The following is a 23,610-nucleotide window of genomic DNA, read 5'->3' on the forward strand; positions in this document are numbered from 1 at the left end:
CGGGTCCTATTTGACGGCGCCGAAGGTCAGGCCGCGCACAAGCTGGCGCTGGCTGAACCAGCCCATGATGAGAATGGGAGCGATGGCGAGGGTGGATGCCGCCGAAAGCTTGGCCCAGAAAAGGCCCTCGGGGCTGGAATAGCTGGCGATGAAGGCGGTCAGGGGCGCGGCCCGCGATGCCGTGAGGTTCAGGGTCCAGAAGGCCTCGTTCCAGGCGAGGATGATGTTCAGAAGCATCGTCGAGGCGATCCCCGGCACCGCCATCGGCAGAAGGACATAGATCACCTCTTTGGGCAGGCTGGCGCCGTCCATCCGCGCGGCTTCGAGGATGTCGTTCGGGATTTCCCGGAAATAGGTATAGAGCATCCAGACGATGATCGGCAGGTTGATGAGGCTGAGCACGATCACCAGCCCCGTCCGGGTATCAAGGAGCCCGTAATCCCGGAAAATCAGGTAGATCGGCACAAGGACACCCACCGCCGGCAGCATCTTGGTCGAGAGCATCCACATCAGCACGTCGCGCGTGCGGCGCGTCGGCGAAAAGGCAAAGGCCCAGGCGGCGGGGATCGCCACGAGAAGCCCCAGCAGCGTGGAGCCGAGCGAGATCACCACCGAGTTCAGCGCATGGAGCGGATAGTTCGACCGCGCGTTGACGGTGTAGTAGTTTTCCAGCGTCCAGCTGAAGTTGAGAAAGCGTGGCGGGATGGCAATGGCCTCCGCCTCGGTCTTGAGGCTGGTGAGCACCATCCAGAGGATCGGGAAGAACACCAGAAGCCCGACGGCCCATCCAAGGGCGGTGATGCCGGCCCGGCGGGCGGGTGTGGTTGCGCGTGCCATTATCCCCTCACTTGTCCAGGTTCTTGCCAAGCATCCGGATCAGGAAGATCGCGACGATATTGGCAAGGATGACGGCGATGATCCCGCCGGCCGAGGCGCCCCCCACATCGAACTGCAGCAGCGCCTGCACATAGACGAGGTAGGTGATCGTGGTGGTCGCGACCCCCGGCCCGCCATTTGTGGTGGTCAGGATCTCGGCGAAGATCGACAGAAGAAAGATCGTCTCGATCAGCACGACAACCGTCAGCGCGCGGCTGAGATGCGGCAGCGTGATATACCAGAACCGTGCCAGCGGCCCGGCGCCGTCCATCTCGGCGGCCTCCATCTGTTCCTGATCCAGCGATTGCAGCGCGGTCAACAGGATCAGCGTGGCAAAGGGCAGCCATTGCCAGGCGACGATCAGGATGATCGAGAACAGCGGCATCTGCCCGAACCAGTCGATCGGTTGCATCCCGAAGACGCGCGCGATCCAGGCAAAGAGCCCGTTCACAGGGTGCATCAGCAGGTTCTTCCAGACCAGCGCCGACACGACCGGCATGATGAAGAACGGCGCGATCACCAGAAGCCGGACGATGCTGCGCCCCCAGAACGGCTGGTCCATCAAAAGCGCGAGCAGCGTGCCGCCGATGGTGGTGATGGCCAGCACGCTTGCCACCATCACAAGCGTGTTGCGAAAGGCGGTGGTAAAGGCCGGGTCGGTCAGGAAGTAATGATAATTCTCCCACCCGACGAAGCTTTCCGTGCCCGGCATCAGCAGGTTGTAGCGGAGCGTCGAGAAATAGAGCGTCATGCCCAGGGGGATCAGCATCCAGGCCAGAAGCAGCAGGATTGCCGGTGCGGACATGATCCGCGCGGCCGCGCGGGTCTGGAGCGTCGCCATGGCAGGGTCTCCGGGAGGGGAAAGGGGGGCGGGCCGGTTGCGGCCCGCCCGGAAGGCTTACTGGAAGTAACCGCCGCGGCGCATCTCACGCTCGGTCAGTTGCTGGGCCGCCTGCAGCGCCGCATCGACGGTCGTCTGCCCGGCAAGGGCCGCCGAGAACTGCTGACCCACCGCGGTGCCGATCGCCTGAAACTCGGGGATGGCCACGAACTGCACACCGGTATAGGGCACCGGGTCCACGGTCGGGTTGATCGGGTCGGCCGACAGGATGCTGTCCAGCGTCATCTGCGCAAAGGGCGCGGCTTCCTGATATTCCGGGTTCTCGTAAAGCGAGGTGCGGGTTCCGGGCGGGACGTTGGCCCAGCCGTCGCGTTCCGCCACAAGCTCCAGATACTCCTTCGAGGTCGCCCATTCGATGAAGGTCTGCGCGGCCTCGGCGTTCTGGGTGCCGGCGGGGATGGCCAGCGTCCAGGCCCAGAGCTAGTTGCCGCGCTTGCCCAGGCCGTTATCGGGCGCCAGTGCGAAGCCCACATTCTCGGCCACCTGCGATTCCGCCGGGTTCGTCACGAACGAGGCTGCCACGGTCGCGTCGATCCACATTGCGCAATTGCCGGTCTGGAACAGCGCGAGGTTTTCGTTGAACCCGTTCGACGACGCGCCCGGAGGGCCGGCCTCGTTCATCAGGTCGACATAGAACTGGAGCGTGTTGCGCCATTCCTCGCTGTCGAACTGCGGCTGCCATTCCTCATCGAACCAGCGGGCGCCGAACGAGTTGGCCGTCGCGGTGAGGAAGGCCATGTTCTCGCCCCAGCCGGCCTTGCCGCGCAGGCAGATGCCGTATTGTTCGGCCCCGCGATCCGTCAGCTGGCGGGCGGCGTCGGCGATGAATTCCCATGTGGGCGCCTCGGGCATCTCCAGCCCTGCGGCCTCGAACAGGTCGGTGCGATACATCACCATCGAGCTTTCGCCGTAGAAGGGCGCCGCATAAAGCGCGCCGTCGCGCGAAAGGCCGTCGCGGATCGGGCCGATGATGTCATCCACATCGTAATCGGCATCGAATTCCAGCGGCAGCAGCCAGTCCTGCGCGGCCCAGATCGGAACCTCGTAGGTGCCGATGGTCATCACGTCATACTGGCCGCCGCGGGTGGCGATGTCGGTGGTGACACGCTGGCGCAGGATGTTTTCCTCCAGCGTGACCCAGTTCACCTGAATGTCGGGGTGCTGGGCGTTGAACTCGGACGTCAGACCCTGCATCCGGATCATGTCGCCGTTGTTCACGGTAGCGATGGTGATCGACTGGGCCTGCGCGGCCGCAGTCAGTGCCAGCGATGAGGCGAGCCCCATCAGCAGCGTCCGATACGTCATGATTTCCTCCTCCGTCGCCCTTCGGGCTTTTGCCTTTGGTGCGAGCGAATATTCGACTGTCAAAAAAATCTGTCAACGGGAAAATGAGCATCGGCCCGCAGGGCGGGCAAATGCTGCGGATGCGAGATTGCAGGTGCGGAATGGTCAGTCAGGCTTGCTGCAAGAGCGCGATCGCCGTCGCCTCATCCGTGATGAGGCCGTTGAGCAGCCGGCCGCGCAGGGCCGCGAGAATGGCCCTGACCTTGCGCGGCCCCTTGGCGAGCCCGATCACCACAGCGGTATCCCGCGACGGGATCGGGGCCGAGGCCGTCCGGTCGTTCGGTGTCGTCGTCAGTAAATGCCCCGCCTCATCATAAACCCAGCCGCAGATTTCCCCCGCACCGCCGAGCGCGTGCAAAAGCTCCAGATCGCCCCGGTCGAGGAAGCCGTCCAGAAACAGCGGTGCCTGCGGCCCGATCTCGCCGATCCCCACAAAGGCCACATCCGCCGAGGCCGCCAGCGACAGCGTATGCGAGATGAGCGCCTGACGGTGCATCAGGGCGCGTTCCTCGGCGCTGGTGACATAGACGGGCAGGGGGAAGGGGAAATGGCGCGCATTGATCGTGTCGGCCATGGAAAAGATCACGTTGTAATAGGCGGCCGAGCCGTCGATCCCGATATTCCCGGTCAAGGAGACGATCCGGTGCTGCGGACAATCCATAGGGGGCAGATGATCCACGGCGGCCTTCAGGCTGCGCCCGGTGCCGACCGCCATGACCATGGGCTTTTCCCGCCGCAGCCAGCGGTGCATCTCGGCGGCGCCCGCCTGCGCGATGCCAAGCGTTCCGTCGGTTTCATCGGCGATGCTGGGCACCACCTCCGCGCGCTTCAGCCCGAACCGGTCGGTCAGGCGCGCGGCAAGGTCCATGCATTCCGCGATCGGGTGATCGAGCCACACCTTGACCAGCCGTTCCGACACCGCGAGCGACACGAGGCGCTGCGCCGCCTGCCGCGAAATCCCCATGGCCGCCGCGATCTCGTCCTGCGTCTTGCCGGCGATGTAGTAGAGCCAGCCGGCGCGGGCGGCGTCGTTCAGGCGGGTGGTGTTCATAGGGCGCCTCGGGTCTTTGCGGATGCCCGGACGACGCTATAGGCAAACGCTTGCCACGGGCAAGATTGCGCCCGCGGGAATCGCGGATCAGGAAATGTCCACGGGGCTGCGCAGAGGCAGGTCGTCGGCGGGCGAGACGCTGTGGCGTTCGATCATGCGGTGAACGCGGGGCGGCTCGTCCCCACGGTGGAGCGCGCGCAGCGCCTCGGTCACTTCGGCATCGGCCTTGGTGCGGCGCAGATTGTGCCGCAGATATTCGTCCCAGGTCGCGACATGGTAGGATTCCGTCCAGATCTCCGGCGCCTCCAGATCCCTCAGCAGCGCCCAGTTGCGGGCCCCGTCGCGCCGGCGGATGCGGCGCCGCTCGGTCATCAGCCGCAGGAACTCCGGCACATCGGCCAGATCGATCCGGTAATCCACCATGATCATGATCGGGCCGCTGCTGCGGCGCAGGTCGAGCCGCAGGACCGGTTCGCGAAACCGTCCCAGCGGATCGAGATCGAGCGGCGTGAATTCCGGCAGCGCAAGGAATATCCCCGCCACCGCCCCCACCAGCATGGCCAGCGCCGAGGCGGCAAGGGCGGCATCCACCCCCTGCGCCGTGGCGACCATGCCCCAGACCCAGGACCCGGCCGCCATGCCGCCAAAGCTGGAGACCTGGTAAAGCGACAGCGCCCGCCCCAGAACCCAGCGCGGTGTCGAAAGCTGGACCGACACGTTGAAAAGCGACAGCGCCAGAACCCAGGCCGCCCCCGCCGGCAGCATCGTGAGCGCGCTGAGCGCGGGCACCCGGCTTTGCGACAGCACAAAGGCGGAAACGCCAAAGATCACGAAGGCCAGCCGCACGATCCATTCGTTACCCAATGCGGCCCGCAGCCGGGCGTTCAAAAGCGCGCCGCCGATCGCCCCGATCCCGAAACATCCCAGCAGGATGCCGTAGATGAACGACCCGCCCCCGGTCAGATCCCGCACCACAAGCGGCAGCAGCGCAAGGATCGAGACGGCCGAAAAGCCGAACAGCCCCGCGCGCAGCATGACCCGCAGGATATTGGGCGACAGCGCGACATAGCGCAGGCCCGCGGCAACGGCGGGTCCGAGCGATTCCCTTGTCATGGCGCGGTCGCGCCGCGTCGGGCGCCAGCGGGCCAGCGCGCCGATCAGCGGCAGATAGCTGACCGCGTTGACCGCAAAGGCCACCGAGGCGCCGAAGCTCGCCACGATGATCCCGCCCACCGCCGGGCCGACGCTGCGCATCAGGTTGAACCCCATGCTGTTGAGCGAGACCGCCGCGGGCAGGTCGTCCCGTGGCACCAGATCGCCCATCGATGCCTGCCACGACGGGTTGTGAAGCGCCGTGCCCGCACCGATCAGGAAGGTCAGCCCCAAAAGCAGCCACGGCGTCAGCCCGTCCATCCAGGCGATCACGGCCAGCAGCACGGAAAAGCCGAACATCAGGCTTTGGGCGGTCAGCATGATGCGCCGCCGGTCGAAATTATCCGCCAGCGCCCCGGAAAACATGGCAAAAAGCATCACGGGCAACGTGGTCGTCGCCTGCACCAGCGCGATGAGCGTGGGCGAGGTCGTCAGCAGCGTCATCGCCCAGGCCGCCCCCACGCCCTGCACCAGCCCGCCGAAATTCGACATGAGGCTCGCACCCCAGAGCGTGCGAAAGTCCCTGTGCCGGAACGGCACGAAGGCCGATTGCCGGTGCGGCATGGATGCGGAGGATCTGGGGGGCATCGACTTCTCCCGTATGGGCCGACCATAGGGAGCGCGGCTGCGCCTTGCAATCGGGCGCGGCGCGCGGCGGCGGGGGGTTGCAAAAACCGGCGGTGGTCACGAGCGCACGGATTTGTTACATGCCAGCAGGGGCTTCCCCTATCGCCGGGCGCTGACGCGCGCCCCTCTGACGTAACGGAACCCGTGCAGGCAGCCCGGGTTGTCCGCCAAAGCAAAGGGACAGCGGATGAACAACGACACACATCCAGACGAGTCAATCGAACCGATACCGGAACCCGAGGGGGAGACGGAGATCATCTCGACCGATTACGAAATCGGGCAGGACAATATCTCGCGCAGCTTCACGCTGACCTTTGATGTGCACCACATCGTCTTTACCGTGGCGGCGCTGGGCGTGGTCGCCTTCACCTTCCTCACGCTCGCCTTCCAGAATGAGGCAGAGCCCCTGTTCACCGGGTTGCGCGATGCGCTGACCTCCCGGCTCGACTGGTTCTTCCTGCTGGTGGGCAATGTCTTCGTGGTGCTTTGCCTTGCGCTGATCGTGTCGCCCCTGGGTCGCATCCGGCTGGGCGGACCAGACGCGACGGCGGATTTCAGCTATCCGGGCTGGATGGCGATGCTGTTCGCGGCGGGCATGGGGATCGGCCTCATGTTCTATGGCGTGTCCGAACCGCTTGGGCATTTCGATGCGGCCTTTGGCGGGATCGAGCGGGGCCCTGACGGGGCGCGGACCGACTGGGCGCCGCTGGGCGGGGCCGAGGGCGACGCCGAAACCGCGCGGCGGCTCGGCATGGCGGCGACGATCTTTCACTGGGGCCTGCACCCTTGGGCGATCTATGCCGTGGTGGCGCTGGCACTGTCGCTTTTCGCCTATAACAAGGGGCTGCCGCTGACCCTGCGGTCGTGTTTCTACCCGATCTTCGGTGAACGGGTCTGGGGCTGGCCGGGCCATATCATCGACATCCTCGCGGTCTTCGCGACCGTCTTCGGCCTTGCCACATCGCTGGGCATCGGGGCGCAGCAGGCCTCGGCCGGGCTTGGGTTCCTGTTCGGCTGGCCCACAACCGACCCGGCGATGATCATCCTGATCCTCTTCATTACCGCCATCGCGGTCGTGTCGATCATCCGGGGTCTGGAAGGGGGCGTGAAGATCCTGTCCGAGATCAACATGACGCTGGCTGGGTTGCTGCTGCTGTTCGTGATCCTTGCCGGGCCGACGATGCAGATCCTGAGCGGGTTCTTCCTGAACCTCGGGGCCTATGGCCGCTATCTGCCGGAGCTCGCCATGCCCTTCGGGCGCGAGGACGCGAATTTCGCCCAGGGCTGGACGGCCTTTTACTGGGCCTGGTGGATCAGCTGGTCGCCCTTTGTCGGAATGTTCATCGCCCGGGTCAGCCGTGGCCGCACGGTGCGCGAGTTGCTGATCGCGGTGCTGATCGTGCCGACGCTGCTGTCTGTCCTGTGGATGACGGCACTGGGCGGCACGGCCATCACGCAGGTGGTGAATGACGGCTTTACCGGGGTGCAGGAGGCGGCGCTTGAAATCCAGCTGTTCGAGATGCTCTCGCAACTGCCGCTGACGGCGATCACCTCGCTCGTGGGGATCACGCTGGTGATCGTGTTCTTCGTCACCTCGTCGGATTCGGGCAGCATCGTGATCGACACCATCGCCGCGGGCGGCAAGATCAACCCGCCGGTGATCCAGCGCGTGTTCTGGGCGACTTTCGAAGGGCTGGTGGCGATCGCGCTGTTGCTCGGCGGCGGGCTCGCGGCGTTGCAGGCGATGGCGGTGTCCACCGGGCTGCCCTTTGCGCTGGTTCTTCTGGGCGCGGCCTATGCCATTGTGCGGGGCCTGATGAACGAACCCCGCTGAAATGAAACGGGGGCGCCCTGTGGCGCCCCCGGATTATCTGTCGCTGTCAGCCTGTATCAGGCATCCAGGTTTTCGACGCTCAATGCGTTCTGCTGGATGAATTCGCGCCGCGGTTCGACCACATCGCCCATGAGCTTGGTAAAGATGTCATCCGCCTCGGCCAGATCCTCGACCCGCACCTGCAACAACGTCCGCGCCTCCGGGTCCAGCGTGGTTTCCCACAGCTGTTCAGGGTTCATCTCACCCAATCCCTTGTAGCGCTGCAGGCTCAGGCCCTTTTCCCCCTCGGTCAGGATCGCGTCGAGCAGTTCCACCGGCCCGTGGATCAACTGGTCGCGATCCTTGCGCATCAGCCGTGCGGGCGCTGCGTAAACGTCCTGGAGCGCCTGCGTATGGCCGGCAAGCCGCCGCGCCTCACCGGACCGCAGAACCTGACCATCAAGCGTGCGCACCTCTTCGACGCCGCGCAGAAGACGCGAAAAGCGCAGGCCGTGATCCTGGGTCGGGCGCCCCTTCCAGCCGCGTTCGTATTCGACGGCAACAAGGTCGAGCCGTTCGGCAACCGCATCGGCGGTGCCCTGCGGGTCCTGATCGACGCGGCCTTGCAGCAGCGCGCCGGCAATCGCCGCCTGTTCCAGGATGCGCTGCGGATAATGGGTCGGGAAGGATTGCAGGCTGCGCCGCACGGCGCGGGCCTCTTCGACCACGCGGGCCAGATCCTGCCCGCTGATCTCCTCACCCGTGCCAAGACGCAGCCGCGCACCGTCGACACCCTGCTGGATCAGATAGTTTTCCAGCGCCGCCTGATCCTTGAGATAGACCTCGGACTTGCCGCGGCTGACTTTGTAGAGCGGCGGTTCGGCGATATAGAGATGCCCCGCCTCGATCAGATCCGGCATCTGCCGGAAGAAGAAGGTCAGAAGCAGCGTCCGGATATGCGCGCCATCCACATCGGCATCGGTCATGATGACGATCTTATGGTAGCGCAGCTTGGCGATGTTGAACTCGTCCCGGCCGATGCCCGTTCCCAGCGCGGTGATGAGCGTGCCGATCTCCTGGCTGCTCAGCATCCGGTCAAAGCGCGCTCGTTCCACGTTCAGGATCTTGCCCCGCAGCGGCAGAACCGCCTGATTGGCACGGCTGCGCCCCTGCTTGGCCGAGCCGCCGGCCGAGTCGCCCTCGACCAGGAAAAGCTCGGACAGGGCAGGGTCCTTTTCCTGACAATCTGCAAGCTTGCCGGGCAGGCTGGCCACATCCATCGCGGTCTTGCGGCGCGTCAGTTCGCGGGCCTTGCGCGCCGCCTCGCGCGCCAGCGCCGCCTCGATCACCTTGCCGACGATCTGCCGGGCATGGGCCGGGTTTTCCTCGAACCACTCTGCCAGCTTTTCGTTCACCAGGTTCTCGACCGCCGGCCGCACCTCGGAGCTCACCAGCTTGTCCTTGGTCTGGCTGGAGAATTTGGGGTCGGGCACCTTCACGGACAACACACAGGTCAGGCCCTCGCGCGCGTCGTCGCCCGAAAAGCTCACCTTTTCCTTTTTTGCGATCCCCGAGGATTGCGCATAGATGTTCATCGTCCGCGTCAGCGCACCGCGGAAGCCCGCCAGATGGGTGCCGCCGTCGCGCTGCGGGATGTTGTTGGTAAAGGGCAGCACCGATTCATGGTAGCTGTCGTTCCACCACATCGCGACCTCGATCCCGATCCCGTCCCGTTCGCCGGTCATGAAGATCGGTTCCGGGATGAGCGGGCTTTTGGAACGGTCGAGGTAGCGCACGAATTCGCGCACCCCGCCCTCGTAGAAAAGCTCGGACCGGAGCGGTTCCGCCGGGCGCTCATCCTCCAGGATGATGCGGACGCCGGAGTTGAGGAAGGCAAGCTCGCGCAGCCGCGTTTCCAGCGTCTTGAAGCTGAAGTCGAGGTTCGAAAAGGTGGTGGTGGATGCAAGAAAACGGACCTCGGTCCCCTTGCGCCCGTTCGCGTCGCCGACGACCTCCAGATGCTTGACGGTCTCGCCGCGTTCGAACCGGGCGTAATGTTCCTTGCCGTTGCGCCAGATGCGCAGGTCGAGCCAGTCGGAAAGGGCGTTCACCACCGACACGCCCACGCCATGCAGACCGCCCGACACCTTGTAGCTGTTCTGGTCGAATTTCCCGCCGGCATGAAGCTGGGTCATGATGACCTCGGCTGCGGAAACGCCTTCTTCCTTGTGGATGTCCACCGGAATGCCGCGCCCGTTATCCGTCACCGAGACGCTGTTATCGGCATGGATCTTGACCGTGACAAAATCGGCATGACCCGCCAGCGCCTCATCAATGCCGTTATCCACCACCTCATAGACCATGTGGTGCAGGCCCGACCCGTCGTCGGTATCGCCGATATACATACCCGGACGTTTGCGGACGGCATCCAGGCCTTTGAGAACCTTGATGGATTCAGCGCCGTATTCTTCGGGCATCTGTGCAGCTTCGGCCATGCGGAACTTTCCTTTCAACGTGCGCGACTTATAGGGCTTTTGCCCGGGATTGTCACGCGCGGCACACCATATTTAGGGTCAGGCGACGCCGATTACCACGCCTACGAGGATCAACAGCACCCCGGCGATCCGATTGGTCCGCTGCAATGCGGCAGGCGAGGCGAGAAGCCGCCGCGCCCGGTCGATGAAAAGCGAAAAGGCGAGGTTCCCGGCAAGCGGAATGGTCATCGAAATCGCCACGATCGCGGCGATGTCCCAGCCCGTGACGCGGGTGAGGTCAAAGAACCCCGGCAGGACGCCCATGTAGAACAGGATCGCCTTGGGGTTCGCGAGGATGACCGCGACACCGGCCAGAAAGCCGGCCAGCCGCCCCGGTCGCGTCAACCGGCTGTCCGAAGAGATCTGGTGCCCCGCGTTGCGGATCAGCAGGGCGCCCATCACGATGAAGGTCGCAACGGCAACCCAGCGCATCAGGATGAGGAACCCGTCGAACGCCGCCAGCAGCCATGTCAGCCCGAAGATCGCCGCCAATGGCCAGAGCGCGTCGCCCAGCACCACCCCGACCGCGAGCGGCCAGGCCGAGGCGAAGCCGCCCGAAAGCGCGCGCGCCGTCAGCGCCACCCAGACCGGGCCGGGGGTGAAGAACAGCACCACGAGCGCGCCCGCGTAAAGCAGCAGTGAAGTGGCCGGGATCGTCACGACAGGGGCGCCTCTGGCAAGGTGAGGCTTCCATCCCCGTTCAGCGGCCAGAAGGGATTATGGGCCAGTTCCCACACATGCCCGTCGGGGTCCGCGAAATAGCCCGCATAGCCGCCCCAGAACACCTCGACCGGTGGTTTGAGCGGCGTGGCCCCGGCGGCCAGCGCCGTGGCATAGGCCGCATCCACCCCCGCGCGGTCAGGGAAATTCTGCGCAAGGGTCATCGCCCCTGTTCCCAGCCTTGTGTCTGGCCGGCCCTGATCGCGCGCCAGTTCGTCCAGATCGAACAGTGCCAGCGCCTGCCCGTGCATCTGGTAAAAGGCGACGCCCTCGGCCTCTTGCGCCGGGGTCCAGCCGAGCTGGCGGTAGAAATCCCGCGCCCGGTTCAGGTCGGCGACCCCAAGGGTAATCAGCGTCACGCGCTGCGGGGTCATGGCATCGTCCTCTCGGTTACGGTCGAAGAACCGCCGGCTTCGGTCACCTCAAAGCTCTGCGCCTGTCCTTCGAGTTCGGCGAAAAGCTCGGCCCCGGTTCCGGTCAGGAAGGCCTGTGCACCCAGACCCAGGATTTCGGCATAAAGCGCCGAGCGCCGGGCGGCGTCAAGATGGGCGGCGATTTCATCCAGCAGCAACACGGGTGCCGCGCCGGTTTCCTGTTTCAGCGCCCGCGCATTGGCAAGGATGAGCGATATCAGAAGCGCCTTCTGCTCGCCGGTCGAGCAGCTTGCGGCGGGCATGTCCTTGGCGGCATAGATCGCGCCCAGATCGACCCGGTGCGGGCCGGTCAGGCTGCGCCCGGCCGCCATGTCGCGGCGACGCCCCTCGGCAAAGGACGCGGCCATCGCATCAGCCGTTTCCGGAAAGGGCTCGGCGCCCTCGATCCGCAGAAGGGCCGCGGGAAAGGCCGTTTCCGCGCCCGCCTGCGCCGCCTCCAGCCGGGCAAGGGCATCGCGGCGATGTTGCATCAGGCTGGCGCCCGCCTGCGCCATCTGTTCCTCGAGCGCGCCATACCAGCGTGCATCGGCCACCTGATCGCGCAACAGCCGGTTGCGCTCGCGCATCGCCTTGTCATAGCTCAGCGCCGCCTCGGCATGATCGGGAAAGAAGCTGAGCGTGATGCGGTCCAGAAAACGGCGGCGGCCTTCAGCGGATTCGGTCCAGAGCCGGTCCATCGCCGGCACGAGCCAGAGCACCCGCACCAGCCGCCCCAGCATCACCTGTGTCGCGGGCTTTTCGTCGATGGCGACCTGCCGCCCCGACCCCGGTTCCGCCCAAGTCTCAACCAGATGTTCCGCGGCCGGGGCCTGCAACTGCGCCCGGATCTTCCATCCCAGCCGCTCCGGCCGCCGCATCAGATCCTCGGCCGCCGCCCCGCGCAGCCCCCGCCCGGGCGAAAGGAGCGAGACAGCCTCAAGAAGGTTGGTCTTGCCCGCGCCGTTGGGCCCATGGATCGTGATCACGCGCTGCCCGAAGGTCAGCCGCGCCAGCCTGTGCGATCTGAAATGCGAAAGGGTCAGTGCCTCAAGGGCGAGCGTCATGCAGACCCGTCAGACCCGCATCGGCATGACGACGTAAATCGCGCTGTCATCCCCGCCCTCGCGCATCAGCGTCGGATCGGCGGAAGAGTTGAACATGAAGACCGCATTCTCGCGGTCGACCTGGCTTGCGATTTCCAGCAGGTATTTGGCGTTGAAACCGATATCGAGCCGCTCGTCGGCATAGGCCACGGCCAGTTCCTCTTCGGCGGCACCGCTGTCGGGGGCGTTCACCGAAAGAACCAGCCGGTCGTCTTCGAGCGAGAGTTTCACGGCGCGCGACCGTTCCGAGGATACCGTGGCGACGCGATCCACCGCCTGCGCAAATTCGGTCGCATCGACCTCCAGCCGGCGGGTGTTGCCGGTGGGAATGACGCGGGCGTAATCGGGGAATGTGCCGTCGATCACCTTGGAGGTCAGCGTGATGTCGGGGGTCGCGAAGCGGACCTTGGTCTCCGAAACAGACACGGCGATTTCGGTCTCGTCATTGTCCAGAAGCTTGCGCAATTCCCCTACCGTCTTGCGTGGGACGATGACGCCGGGCATGCTTTCCGCGCCTTTGGGCAGGGGGGCATCGATGCGGGCCAGACGGTGGCCGTCGGTGGCGACACAGCGCAGGACCTGCCCGCCCTCCGTATCCGCCACATGCATGTAGACACCGTTGAGGTAATAGCGCGTCTCTTCGGTCGAGATCGCGAATTTCGACTTGTCGAAGAGCCGCCGCAGCGCCCCTGCGGGGGCGGCGAAATTGGCGGTGTATTCGGTGCTGGTCATCGCCGGGAAATCTTCGCGCGGCAGGGTGGCAAGTGCGAAGTTCGACCGCCCCGCCTGAACCGTCAGCCGGCCCGAGGCCGCGTCATCGGTCAGGGTCACAAGCGCGCCATCGGGCAGCTTGCGCACGATCTCATGCAGCATCACGGCGGAAACCGTGGTCGCCCCGGCCCGTTCGACCTGCGCGGGGGCACGATCGACCACCTCGATGTCGAGATCGGTCGCGCGAAAGCTCACGTTGCTGCCTTCGGCCTCGATCAGCACATTGGCGAGGATCGGGATGGTGTTGCGCCGTTCGACCACAGACTGCGCCTGGCCCACGGCCTTGAGCAAGGTGCCGCGCTCGATGCTGATCTTCATTCTGTTCCCCATCCGTCTCGGGCGCAAGGCCGGGGGGGCAACCTGTGCCAAATCCCCCGGACGCTCAAGCCTTTTTCTTGTCCGGACTTTCCGCCCGAAACGCCGCAGCGTCAAGGCCCGCGCTGCAGTCCGCCCGATCAGGCCTCCAGCAGGCGGCGCAGAAGCTGAAGATCCTCGGCGATCTGGTGGTCCGAGGTTATCAGTTCCTCGACCTTGCGCACACCGTGCATGATGGTCGTATGGTCGCGCCCCCCGAACCGCCGCCCGATTTCGGGCAGGCTGCGCGAGGTAAGCTGCTTGGCCAGATACATCGCGATCTGCCGGGGCCGCGCGATCGTGCGCAGCCGTTTCGGCCCGATCAGGTCCGACAGGCGGATGTTGTAATGTTCCGCCACCTTGCGCTGGATCTCCTCGACCGTGACCTTGCGGTCCGAGGCGCGCAGGATATCGGCCAGACAATCCTGCGCGAGATCGAGCGTGATTTCCCGCCCCACAAGCGAGGCAAAGGCGAAAAGCCGCGTCAGCGCCCCTTCCAGCACGCGGACGTTGGTCGTGATCCGGTGGGCCAGGAATTCGAGCACGCCCGGCGCCAGTTGCAGGCCATGATACTGCTGGCGATAGCTTTCGACCTTTTGCTGCAGGATGCCCAGACGCAGTTCGTAATCGGTCGGGTGCAGATCGACCACCAGCCCGCATTGCAGCCGCGACTTGATGCGATCCTCAAGGTCCTTGATCTCCCCGGGGGCTCGGTCCGCGGAAATGACGATCTGCTTGTGCTGGTCCACAAGGGCGTTGAAGGTGTGAAAGAACTCTTCCTGCGTGCTGTCCTTGCCGGCGATGAACTGCACGTCATCGACCATGAGCACGTCGACCGAGCGGAAAAGCTCCTTGAAGTTCATGATCTGCTTGTCGCGCAGGGCCTGAACGAAGCGATACATGAATTGTTCGGCCGAGAGGTAGAGAACCCGCATCTCCGGGCTGCGGCTGTGCAACTCATGCGCGATGGCGTGCATCAGGTGCGTCTTGCCAAGCCCGACCCCGCCATAAAGGAAAAGCGGGTTGAAGGTGGCAGGCCCGCCTTCGGCGACGCGGCGGGCGGCGGCATGGGCAAGCTCGTTCGGTTTGCCGACGACGAAGCTGTCGAAGGTGAAACGCGAATCGAGCGGCGCGCCCGGAAGCTCACCCTCGTCGGCGGGACGCCCTGGTTCGGCGCGGGTTTCGGCCCGGATTTCGGTAGCGCGGGCCGGCGGGTGCGGGCGGTTCGCGGCGGCCACCGCGAATTCGACCCGGTCCACCGACGCGCCCGTGGCCGCAAGCTGATAGCGGATCTGGTCCGCGAAATTGCGCGCCACCCAGTCGCCGATGAAGTTCGTCGGCGCCTCGAAGCGCGCTACGCCGTCGTTGAGCCCCGCAAAGCTCAGCGGCTCGATCCAGGTTACAAAGTTGTTCCGCCCGACCACCTTAAGAAGTTCTTCACGCGCCTGCCCCCAAGATTCTTGTTGCATTTTCCAACCGCCATTTGCCCCGACCTGATATCCGCCCGGCACACACACATCGCCGGAACAGACACCGCTGCTGGATTCGCAGGCCTTGGGGAACAACGGAACTGCCCCGCGACCAGGATCGCAGGTTGCCGTGATCGGCCATCCGGATTGCGCGGCAGCAGGGTGAATGTCGCACCCCAGCGCATCCGAAGGACCTCTGTCATAGACATGTCGCAAATGCAGGAGATGATCCCCGCATATCAGGCGCCGCGGAGAAGCCCCACTTCCCGCAACCCTTCCCTGCCTTCTGCCGCAAGCGCGGTCAGGGCAGAGTTCTGCTTCATGTCCCCCCAAGGCGATGTGAATCGCCCTGTCACGCTAGCTTGAGGCTGTGATGGGCTGCAACAGAACTCTTGGCTTGACTCAGCGATTGCCGAACCGAATCCGGAACAGCGATGAAATTTCGCCACGGTGGTAAAAAATCATCTAAAAACAAAGGATAAATGCAAAAAGGCGTGCCTGATGGCACGCCTTTGGAATAGCCGTTCTGGTCGCCTGATCAGGCTGCAGCGAGCGCTTTGACGCGGGCCGAGAGGCGCGACATCTTGCGGGCCACGGTGTTCTTGTGCAGCACACCTTTGGTGACGCCACGGGCCAGTTCCGGCTGCGCGATGCGCAGTGCCTGAGTCGCGGCTTCCTGGTTGCCGGAGGCGATTGCCTCTTCGACCTTGCGCAGGAAGGTGCGGATCCGCGAGCGGCGCGCCTTGTTTACGGCATAGCGCCGCTCGTTCTGGCGTGCGCGCTTCTTGGACTGGGGCGTGTTGGCCATGTATCCTGTTCCGGTTCGGGTTCGTGTAAATTCCTGAAGCCGCGCTATTACGCCCGACTCGGAACCGAGTCAACCGCCTGGCACAGCTTTTTCGTGATCAGCGGTCGCGAAACTGGGGTTCGCGTTTCTCCAGAAAGGCGTCCATGCCCTCTTTCTGGTCCTCGGTCGCGAAGAGCGCATGAAAGAGCCGGCGCTCGAACAGAAGACCCTCTCGCAGCGGCATTTCCTGGCTGCGGTTCACGGCCTCCTTGACCGCCATCGCTGTCAGCACGGATTTCTCGGCGATCTTGTGGGCGGCCGCCATAACCTCTTCCATCAGGCGTTTGGCGGGGACCACGCGGCTCACCAGGCCCGATCTTTCGGCCTCGGTCGCGTCCATGAAACGCCCCGTCAGGTGCATGTCCATGCTTTTCGACTTGCCCACCAGCCGGGTCAGGCGCTGCGTGCCGCCGATCCCCGCGACGATACCCAGATTGATTTCGGGCTGGCCGAATTTGGCGTTGTCTGCCGCGATGATGAAATCGCACATCATCGCAAGCTCGCACCCGCCGCCCAGGGCATAACCTGCGACGGCGGCGATGACGGGCTTTCTGACGCGGAGCATCGCCTCGACATCGGCACCAAAGAGATCGTCGGAAAAGACGTCGACAAAGGTCTTGTCGGCCATCTCGCGCACGTCGGCGCCGGCGGCGAAGGCCTTTTCCGACCCTGTCAGCACGATGCAGCGCACCCGGTCATTCGTATCCGCAGCCCGCAGTGCCGCCGCAAGTTCCGACAAGAGCCGCGCGTTCAGCGCATTCAGCGCCTCGGGCCGGTTGAGCCGGATCACCGCGACATGGTCGGAAATCTCGACGATCAGCGTTTCATAGGCCATGGGGGCACCTTTGTTGCCTCTGTCACGCCCGACTCAATAGCACTGCGCCCCCCGCGATCAAGCTATCTTTGGCAACGTGGGCAGTGGAAGCTTGAGCGTCCGGCCTGAACGCTGCGTCGGATCGTGCCGTCGCAGCCGGGGGTTGGGCAGGGGGCGCCTTCGCGGCCATAAACCCGGAAGTTGTGCTGGAAATAGCCCAGCTCGCCGCCCGTCTGGCGATAATCCCGCAGCGATGAACCGCCCGCCTCGATCGCTTCGGCCAGAACGTCGCGGATGATGGGGACGAGCCCCGCGACACGCCGCGCGGCAATCGCACCAGACAGGCGCGCGGGCGCGATCCCGGCCCGGTGCAGCACCTCGCAGACATAGATATTGCCCAGACCCGCGACCACACGCTGATCCAGAAGTGACGTCTTTATCGGCGTCCGCCGGCCGTTCAGGCGCGCGACGAGGTAGTCCTCGTTGAAGTCGTTCCCGAACGGTTCCGGCCCGAGTTGCGCCAGCAGCGGATGCAGATCGACCGTTGCCGTGGGCCAGAGATCCATCGCCCCGAAGCGCCGCGCGTCGTTGAACGTGACGCGTGCCCCGCCCTCCATGTCCAGGACCACATGATCGTGCTTTTCCGGTGCGGGATGGTCGTGGTGGAACCGGCCCTGAACCTGTCCCGAAACCAGCATCCGCCCCGACATGCCAAGGTGGATGAGCAGGGTTTCCCCCGATGCCAGATCGGCAAGGATGTATTTCGACCGGCGGCGCAGACGCTCCACCCGCTGCCCTGACAGGCGATCCGCCATGCCGGGCGGCAGGGGCCAGCGCAGATCGGGACGGCGGACATCGGCCCTCAGGATCACGCGCCCCTCCATCGCGGGCAGAAGCCCCCGGCGGACGGTTTCAACCTCGGGCAGTTCAGGCACGGCATTCCCCAAAACGTCTTGCGGCCCGTGGCGGGGCCGGCGGGCGGACATCGGGGCGCATTGTATCACCCCGCAGGCGCTCTATAAGAAGGGGAGGCGAAGAGGACGGCAAGACCCCATGACGGAAACCCCTGACGAAGCCCTCGGCGGCGAGACGCAGACGACCACCCATTTCGGTTTCCGGACCGTGGCAGAGGGCGACAAGGCGGGCATGGTGCACGGGGTCTTTACCCGCGTCGCCTCTCGCTACGATGTCATGAACGACCTGATGTCGGGCGGGGTGCACCGGCTCTGGAAGGATGCGATGATGGACTGGCTTGCGCCGCGCCCGCATCAGCGCCTGCTGGATGTGGCGGGCGGGACCGGCGACATCGCCTTCCGCTTTCTGCGCCGCGCGCCGGACGCGCAGGCCACCGTTCTCGACATGACGGAACAGATGCTGATCCAGGGGCGGCAACGCGCCGAGGCGGAGCAGATGGCCGACCGCCTGACCTGGGTCACAGGCGATGCGATGGCACTGCCCTTTGCCGACAGCAGCTTTGACGTCTACACGATCTCGTTCGGCATCAGGAACGTGACGCGGATTGAGGCGGCGCTGCAAGAAGCGCAGCGCGTGCTGCGCCCCGGCGGCCGGATCATGGTGCTGGAATTCAGCCAGATTCCGAACGCGGCGCTGCAATGGGCCTATGACCGCTATTCTTTCAACGTGATCCCGGTGATGGGCCAGATCGTCGCGAACGACCGCGACAGCTATCAATACCTAGTGGAATCGATCCGCAAGTTTCCCGACCAGGAAACATTTGCCGGGATGATCCGGCAGGCCGGGTTCGGGCAGGTCAGGTATCGCAACCTTTCGATGGGGATCGCCGCGCTCCATTCCGGCTGGAAGATCTGATGCGGGGTCCCCACAATATCTGGCGGCTGATCCGCACCGGCGCGACGCTGGAGCGGACAGGCGCGATGGGCGTGGTGCTCGAGGCGTTTCGCGCGCCCCCGCGGCTGCGGCTTGTCGCGCGCATCCTCGGCTGGCCGTTCAAGTGGCTGGGTCACGAAGGCGACCCGGCGCATCCGCCGCTGACCCGGGCGCTCACGGCGCTGGGGCCGGCCTATATCAAGTTCGGCCAGATCCTCTCGACCCGGCCGGACGTGGTGGGCGACGACCTTGCGCTGCAACTGCGCCTGCTTCAGGACCGGCTGCCGCCCTTTCCGACCGCCGATGCGCGCCGGGTGATCGAACAGGAACTGGAGCTGCCGGTCGAGGCGCTGTTTTCCGAATTTTCCGAACCTGTCGCCGCAGCCTCGATCGCGCAGGTTCACTACGCCCGCCGGGCCGATACGGGCGAAGAGGTCGCGGTCAAGGTGCTGCGCCCCGGTATCCTTCGGGCGTTCCGAAAGGATATCGACGCCTTTTACTTTGCCGCGTCGATGATCGAGTTTCTTTCGCCCTCTTCCCGCCGCCTGCGCCCGCGCGAGGTCATCGCGCATTTCGAGGGCGTGGTCATGGGCGAGCTTGACCTGCGGCTAGAGGCCTCGGCCTCGGCCGAGTTCGCCGCGAACACGGCGCAGGATGCGGGTTTTCGTGTACCGCGCGCCGACTGGATGCTGTCGGGGCGGCAGGTGATGACCATGTCCTGGGTCGACGGCGTCCCCCTAGGCGACAATGCGGCCCTGGATGCGGCGGGGCATGACCGGCCTGCAATCGCGGCAAGGGTCCTGCAGCTTTTCCTGCTCCATGCGCTGCGCGACGGCTATTTCCATGCCGACATGCATCAGGGCAACCTGAAGGTGGCGCCGAATGGCGATGTCGTCGCGCTCGACTTCGGGATCATGGGGCGGATCGATCAGTATACCCGTCGTGTCTATGCCGAGATCCTTTATGGCTTTATCCGCAAGGACTATCGCCGGGTTGCCGAGGTGCATTTCGAGGCGGGCTACGTCCCTGCCGATCGCGATATCGACGAGTTCGCGCGCGCGCTCCGCTCGGTCGGAGAGCCGATCTTCGGCATGGATGCAACGCGGATTTCGATGGCGCGGCTGCTCAACTACCTTTTCGAGGTGACGGAACGCTTCGGGATGGAGACGCGCACCGAACTTATCCTGCTTCAGCGCACGATGGTGGTGGTGGAAGGGGTGGCCCGCTCGCTCGATCCGCATATCAACATCTGGAAGGTGTCCCAGCCTGTGGTCGAGGGGTATATCCGCGACCATATCGGCCCGCGCGCCATGCTGCGCGATCTGGCCGAGACCGGGCGGGTCCTTTCCCGCTTCGGACCCCGTCTGCCGCAGATGGTGGAGATCATGCTGCGGCGGCAGATGCACGATCCGATCCCGGTGATTGTCGAGCGGCGCCGGACGCCCGTCCTGTGGATGGCGGCGGGGGCGGCGCTTACCGCGGCGGGGGTGTGGCTCGGGACGCTGATCTGAGCGCGGCGAGCTCAAGCGCAAAGGCGGTAGCGTAGTCGCCGAGCCCCTGCCGGCTGCGCCACAGACAATGCGCTGCAAGACGCCAGTGAAAGATCCTGCGGCGACGGTTCAGGCGGTCGATGGTGTCGCGGCAGGGATAGGCCGACAGAAACTCTGCCTCTTCCGCCGGCGACAGGACCTTGCCGCGATAGAGATGCTGCATCGCAGGCGACAGGAAGGCGGCAAGGTCCTCGCAAGGATCGCCAAGCCCGGGGGATTGCCAGTCGATCAGCGACATTTTTTCGCCCTGGACGATGATGTTTCCGGGCACGGGATCGCGGTGGATCAGGCGGGGGTCGGGCGCTGGCCCCGGGTCATCCGGGTCTGGCCGGTGACGCAGAAGCTCCGGCAGAAGCGGATCGTCGGTCGCGGGCAAAAGCCCCGCTGCCTCTTCAAGCAGCCCGTCGGCAGAGACGGGTCGATGCGGCAGCCCCGGGGGCGGGGGCAGGCTGTGCAGGGCGCCGAGCAATCGTGCCACGCCCGCCGTGCCCTGACGCCATGGGGCGCCGGGAATATGGCTGTAGATCAGACATTTCCCTGCCGGTGTTCCCTCAAGCCGTGCAGCGGTCGGCACAAGACCGGTTGTCGTCAGCGCGTGCAAGGTCGCCAGTTCCGCCCCCGGCATGTTTCGGAACAAGGGGCTGTTGCGGCAATCGCGGTACAGCCGGACGACAAGATCGACGTCACGCCCCTGCACACGCCACAACAGATTGACGCGACCCCCTTCCAGCCGTTCCCACCGGCAGACTGCGGGCACCGCGCCTGTCGCTATTAATGCGTCCCGGACGCGCTGTTCCACCGTTTCCATGGCCGGAGGAATAGCCCGGCTTTCGATCCTGCGGAAGGCTTCAGACCGGGTTGCGCATCCCCGATGCATCGCTGGCGAGGATGCGTTTCCCGCCTTCGAACACCAGGACGATCTGGCCCTGCTCGACCTGGGTTTCGACGACCCTGGCATAAAGCGGCACGACTTCAGTGGTGAGGACCTTGTCCCCTTCATAGCTGATCAGTTCGAAACTGTAATGCCCGCTGGGATAGGGGGTGCCGGCCGCCGAAAGGCCTGACCACTGCATCACCTCGGTCGTGAGCGCGATGTCGCGGCGCTCGACCTCATTTCCCATCTCGTTTTTCACGACAAGCGTCGCGCGATCCGCCACCATCGGTATCCGCGGTGTGAGCGTGACCGGATCGCCGTCATACCATGCGTCGACCGGGGCCCGCGCCTCCATTCCGACCCAATGGGCAAGCTGCCCCAGCCCCATCAGCGCCATTTGTGAGGCAAGCGCCTGCAGCAACTGATTCGTCTGCACCTGCTGTTCCACTCCGGAAAAGGTCGCGAGCTGGACGGCAAAATCACTCGCCTCCATCGGGTTGAGCGGGTCCTGATTCTGAAGCTGTGTCGTCAGCATCCTCAGGAAGGTCTCGTAGTCGCCGCCCACCGACCCCGTCTGGGTCATGGCGCCGTTTGTTGAAGTCGTCGTCGTGGAGGTTGATGTGATTTCCATGGTCCGTTCTCACAGCAAGAGGTCGAGGCCGCTGGCCGGCGGCAGGGTGAGCGTTCGCGCAAGGGATGGCGTCACGGGTGCGGGCTCTGCCTCGGCGGTGGCGGTGTGCGACCGGGGATTCGGCGCGCCGCCGCCCGAGGATTGGCCGAAGTGAAAGGCGATGCCGCCAAAGCCGATATTCCGGAATTCCTGCGCGAGCCCCTCGATGTTCCGGCGAAACAGCTCCAGCGTTTCGGGCCGTTCGGCCTGAACGAAAACGACCAGATCATTCTGGCTGGACCCGAGGCGCAGCTGAACCCGCCCCAGTTCCTCGGGCGAGAGGCGCAATTCCACCTGCCCCGGCGGACTATCAGCCAGAACCTCCGCGATCTGCGCGAGGACCGGCTGGGTCAGGGTCATTCGCGATGTGGCCGCCACCGTCTCCGTCCGGGCCATCTGAAAGCTGCTTTCGTGCAAGGCCAACTGGGCCGGCCCGGATTCGGATGCCGGGATCACCGAGATTTCCAAGCGAACGGGTTCTGGTGCTGCAGGATCAGGCAGCGGCGCCGCTGCGGCGACCGGGGCCGGTGTGTCGTCCTGAGGCGCCGGACCGGGTTGCGCGGCGCTGTCCGGACCCCCGGTTCTGGCGGCCTTTGGCGGCGCTTCCGGCCGGGGGGGCGGCAGATCAGCGGAGGCCTGTTCCGGCAGGGCCGGGGTCTTGCGGTCGGGTTGGCCGCTGTCAGGTGCATCGGGCAGCCGCGCCTCGGCTTCATCGACAACAGGCATTGGCGCCTGTGGTAAAGGGCTGCTTGCCGTTACGGGTGTTCCCAAAGTCATCGCGGCCGTTTGCGGCGCCTCTGTCGTGGTAGGCGGCGGTGGCGGCGAGAACCCGGAGTCCGGAACAAGAGCGGCATCAAAGGCCGGCGTCGCCGCCGCGCGCGGCACAGCTACCCAGAGGCGCTCAGGCGGGTCGTCGGGAACCGTGGCGTCAGGCTCCGGCGTCTCGGCCTCGGGCTCTTGCTCCACCACTTCCTCAGGCTGCAGCTCGGAAAGCGGCAGGACCTCGCCCTCCTCCTCCAGCAGGGCTGAGAACACCTCACCCCAGTCGAGGGACATCGCCCGGCCCAGCGGGGGCGCCGGTTGTTGCGGTGCGGCGGCCGGCGCGGCAGCAGGCGTCAATGGCGTCAGAATCATGGGTTCCCCCGTTTCTTCGGTCTGACGCCACTATCCCTACAGTTGATTACTGATCCTTTACCGCGCTGCCGGATGATTGCGCCGTTCGACAGGAGAGACATGATGATCGACACCGGCACCGCGACCCGCGCCACGCTTGTGGCAAATGAAAAACCCCGCCCCACGCCCGACCCGCAGTTGCGGGAGGTTGCGCAGAAACTGGAAGCCCAGTTTCTTGCGGAAATGCTGTCGAGCGCCGGTCTGGGCCGGCCATCCGAATCGCTCAACGGCGGAATCGGCGAAGAACAGTTCAGTTCGTTCCTCGTCCAGGCCTATGCGGCAGAGCTTTCGCGCGCGGGCGGCATCGGCCTCGCTGCGGCAATCGAGGCCGCGATGGAGCGGCGCTCATGATCTTCAAGTCGACGAAATCTCCCACTGCCGAGCTTCGGGATCTGCTTGGCGCGACGCGCGCACGCCTTGCGCAAGGCCATCTTCAAGGTCTGCAAGACCTTGGCGCGCGCCATATGAAAGCATTGGAGCGCTTCATATCGGGACCGGTACCCTCCGAGGCTGAGCTTTTGAAGCTGAAAACCGAAGCGCAGGCGACCGAGGCGATGATCCTCGCCGCCCGGGAGGGATTGCAAGCGGCAAGGCGCCGGCTTGCGGAGATCGAGCGGGAGCTTTCCGGTTGGAAAGCCTATGACAAGACGGGGCAGCGAAGTGAGGTTGCCGCAAGCCGTGTCACGCTGGAGCGAAAGGCATGACA

At 65.2% G+C, this 23,610-nt stretch carries 21 protein-coding genes and 1 pseudogene; 5 read left to right on the forward strand and 17 right to left on the reverse strand.

What is annotated here, in order from left to right; translation table 11 throughout:
• Positions 1–6: 6 nt before the first annotated feature.
• The 5 genes and pseudogenes from ACFSGJ_RS15830 to ACFSGJ_RS15850 all read right to left on the reverse strand — a co-directional run bounded on the left by ACFSGJ_RS15830 (position 7) and on the right by ACFSGJ_RS15850 (position 5,888).
• The gene (locus ACFSGJ_RS15830) at positions 7–837 is read right to left on the reverse strand and encodes a carbohydrate ABC transporter permease (protein ID WP_390263919.1); all 831 of its coding nucleotides are present in this window, start codon (positions 835–837) and stop codon (positions 7–9) included.
• A 7-nt stretch (positions 838–844) separates the two neighbouring features.
• Complete coding sequence (locus ACFSGJ_RS15835; RefSeq protein WP_390263922.1) at positions 845–1,717, reverse strand: carbohydrate ABC transporter permease; 873 nt, start codon at positions 1,715–1,717, stop codon at positions 845–847.
• A 57-nt stretch (positions 1,718–1,774) separates the two neighbouring features.
• Positions 1,775–3,082 (reverse strand): annotated as a pseudogene (locus tag ACFSGJ_RS15840) (ABC transporter substrate-binding protein).
• 148 nt (positions 3,083–3,230) lie between these two features.
• Complete coding sequence (locus ACFSGJ_RS15845) at positions 3,231–4,172, reverse strand: sugar-binding transcriptional regulator (RefSeq protein ID WP_390263925.1); 942 nt, start codon at positions 4,170–4,172, stop codon at positions 3,231–3,233.
• Positions 4,173–4,259: 87 nt separating this feature from the next.
• Entirely contained in the window at positions 4,260–5,888 is a 1,629-nt protein-coding gene (locus ACFSGJ_RS15850) for an MFS transporter (RefSeq protein WP_390264197.1), read from the reverse strand.
• Between the two features lie 250 nt (positions 5,889–6,138).
• Between ACFSGJ_RS15850 and ACFSGJ_RS15855 the strand changes: the two genes are divergently transcribed.
• Entirely contained in the window at positions 6,139–7,785 is a 1,647-nt protein-coding gene (locus ACFSGJ_RS15855; protein ID WP_390263928.1) for a BCCT family transporter, read from the forward strand.
• A gap of 56 nt (positions 7,786–7,841) precedes the next feature.
• On the opposite strand, the gene gyrB is transcribed toward ACFSGJ_RS15855, so the two are convergent.
• From gyrB to mutM, 9 genes are all read right to left on the reverse strand, one after another.
• Positions 7,842–10,259 (reverse strand): DNA topoisomerase (ATP-hydrolyzing) subunit B, encoded by a 2,418-nt coding sequence (gene gyrB / locus ACFSGJ_RS15860; RefSeq protein ID WP_390263931.1) that lies wholly within the window; start codon positions 10,257–10,259, stop codon positions 7,842–7,844.
• Between the two features lie 78 nt (positions 10,260–10,337).
• Entirely contained in the window at positions 10,338–10,958 is a 621-nt protein-coding gene (locus ACFSGJ_RS15865; RefSeq protein ID WP_390263935.1) for a LysE family translocator, read from the reverse strand.
• The gene (locus ACFSGJ_RS15870) at positions 10,955–11,392 is read right to left on the reverse strand and encodes a VOC family protein (protein WP_390263938.1); all 438 of its coding nucleotides are present in this window, start codon (positions 11,390–11,392) and stop codon (positions 10,955–10,957) included. The genes ACFSGJ_RS15865 and ACFSGJ_RS15870 overlap by 4 nt, the downstream gene beginning before the upstream one ends.
• Positions 11,389–12,495 (reverse strand): DNA replication/repair protein RecF, encoded by a 1,107-nt coding sequence (gene recF, locus ACFSGJ_RS15875; protein ID WP_390263940.1) that lies wholly within the window; start codon positions 12,493–12,495, stop codon positions 11,389–11,391. The genes ACFSGJ_RS15870 and recF overlap by 4 nt, the downstream gene beginning before the upstream one ends.
• A gap of 9 nt (positions 12,496–12,504) precedes the next feature.
• Positions 12,505–13,623 carry a DNA polymerase III subunit beta gene (dnaN, locus tag ACFSGJ_RS15880; protein ID WP_390263942.1) on the reverse strand — a complete coding sequence of 373 codons (1,119 nt, stop codon included), beginning with the start codon at positions 13,621–13,623 and terminating at the stop codon, positions 12,505–12,507.
• 137 nt (positions 13,624–13,760) lie between these two features.
• A complete protein-coding gene (dnaA, locus tag ACFSGJ_RS15885) occupies positions 13,761–15,128 on the reverse strand; it encodes a chromosomal replication initiator protein DnaA (RefSeq protein ID WP_390263945.1) in 1,368 nt (455 codons plus the stop codon).
• Between the two features lie 538 nt (positions 15,129–15,666).
• Positions 15,667–15,936 (reverse strand): 30S ribosomal protein S20, encoded by a 270-nt coding sequence (rpsT, locus tag ACFSGJ_RS15890; RefSeq protein WP_390263948.1) that lies wholly within the window; start codon positions 15,934–15,936, stop codon positions 15,667–15,669.
• 97 nt (positions 15,937–16,033) lie between these two features.
• Positions 16,034–16,810: an enoyl-CoA hydratase gene (locus tag ACFSGJ_RS15895; protein WP_390263950.1), complete on the reverse strand. Its 777-nt coding sequence runs from the start codon at positions 16,808–16,810 to the stop codon at positions 16,034–16,036.
• Between the two features lie 62 nt (positions 16,811–16,872).
• Entirely contained in the window at positions 16,873–17,724 is an 852-nt protein-coding gene (gene mutM, locus ACFSGJ_RS15900; protein ID WP_390263953.1) for a bifunctional DNA-formamidopyrimidine glycosylase/DNA-(apurinic or apyrimidinic site) lyase, read from the reverse strand.
• Positions 17,725–17,842: 118 nt separating this feature from the next.
• On the opposite strand from mutM, the gene ubiE reads away from it, so the two are divergent.
• Entirely contained in the window at positions 17,843–18,619 is a 777-nt protein-coding gene (gene ubiE / locus ACFSGJ_RS15905) for a bifunctional demethylmenaquinone methyltransferase/2-methoxy-6-polyprenyl-1,4-benzoquinol methylase UbiE (protein ID WP_390263956.1), read from the forward strand.
• Positions 18,619–20,148, forward strand: a complete 1,530-nt coding sequence (gene ubiB, locus ACFSGJ_RS15910) for a 2-polyprenylphenol 6-hydroxylase (RefSeq protein WP_390263959.1) — start codon at positions 18,619–18,621, stop codon at positions 20,146–20,148. The genes ubiE and ubiB overlap by 1 nt, the downstream gene beginning before the upstream one ends.
• On the opposite strand, the gene ACFSGJ_RS15915 is transcribed toward ubiB, so the two are convergent.
• The 3 genes from ACFSGJ_RS15915 to fliK are packed head-to-tail and all read right to left on the reverse strand — an operon-like array spanning position 20,111 to position 22,865.
• Positions 20,111–20,986, reverse strand: a complete 876-nt coding sequence (locus tag ACFSGJ_RS15915) for a phosphotransferase family protein (RefSeq protein ID WP_390263962.1) — start codon at positions 20,984–20,986, stop codon at positions 20,111–20,113. The genes ubiB and ACFSGJ_RS15915 overlap by 38 nt on opposite strands.
• Before the next feature lie 49 nt (positions 20,987–21,035).
• Positions 21,036–21,692, reverse strand: coding sequence for a flagellar hook capping FlgD N-terminal domain-containing protein (locus tag ACFSGJ_RS15920; RefSeq protein ID WP_390263965.1), 657 nt, complete (start codon positions 21,690–21,692; stop codon positions 21,036–21,038).
• A gap of 9 nt (positions 21,693–21,701) precedes the next feature.
• Entirely contained in the window at positions 21,702–22,865 is a 1,164-nt protein-coding gene (fliK, locus tag ACFSGJ_RS15925) for a flagellar hook-length control protein FliK (RefSeq protein ID WP_390263968.1), read from the reverse strand.
• A gap of 99 nt (positions 22,866–22,964) precedes the next feature.
• Here fliK and ACFSGJ_RS15930 point away from each other — a divergent pair, with 99 nt between their 5' ends.
• Together ACFSGJ_RS15930 and ACFSGJ_RS15935 are read left to right on the forward strand one after the other, a co-directional pair.
• Complete coding sequence (locus ACFSGJ_RS15930; RefSeq protein ID WP_390263971.1) at positions 22,965–23,255, forward strand: rod-binding protein; 291 nt, start codon at positions 22,965–22,967, stop codon at positions 23,253–23,255.
• Positions 23,252–23,608: a hypothetical protein gene (locus ACFSGJ_RS15935; RefSeq protein WP_390263973.1), complete on the forward strand. Its 357-nt coding sequence runs from the start codon at positions 23,252–23,254 to the stop codon at positions 23,606–23,608. Before ACFSGJ_RS15930 ends, ACFSGJ_RS15935 begins: the two co-directional genes overlap by 4 nt.
• Positions 23,609–23,610: the final 2 nt, after the last annotated feature.

It is taken from the genome of Halodurantibacterium flavum, assembly GCF_042681825.1.
Classification (GTDB): Bacteria; Pseudomonadota; Alphaproteobacteria; order Rhodobacterales; family Rhodobacteraceae; genus Halodurantibacterium; species Halodurantibacterium flavum.